The 314-nt window shown below is 42.7% G+C and carries 1 pseudogene; it reads left to right on the forward strand.

The annotated features are described in order from the left end of the window. Positions 1-314 (forward strand): annotated as a pseudogene (locus H5200_RS23565) (IS3 family transposase); the annotation flags it as partial.

Genomic DNA, 314 nt, shown 5'->3' on the forward strand with positions numbered 1-314 from the left:
CTGGCGCAGGAAAGTCAGCAGTATCACGTTGGAAGCAACAATATCTATCTGAGCTAGATGGTAAGAGCCCGGGAAATGTACAAGCACTCACACCAGAACAGCAACGTATTCAATTGCTAGAGAAGCAGCTACAGCGCGCTTTAAGGGATAATGATATATTAAAAAAAGCCACCGCTTTCTTCATTCGCGACAATCAAAATTTAAAGTAATTAAAGCATTGAAGAAAGCGACCCCAAGCTATACGGTATCTGAGTTGTGTCGTGCTTTAGAAGTCAGTACAAGTAGTTATTACTATGCGCCCGTCGCGCCAAATA

It is taken from the genome of Pseudoalteromonas sp. SG43-7, assembly GCF_014164295.1.
GTDB classification, from domain to species: Bacteria; Pseudomonadota; Gammaproteobacteria; order Enterobacterales; family Alteromonadaceae; genus Pseudoalteromonas; species Pseudoalteromonas rhizosphaerae.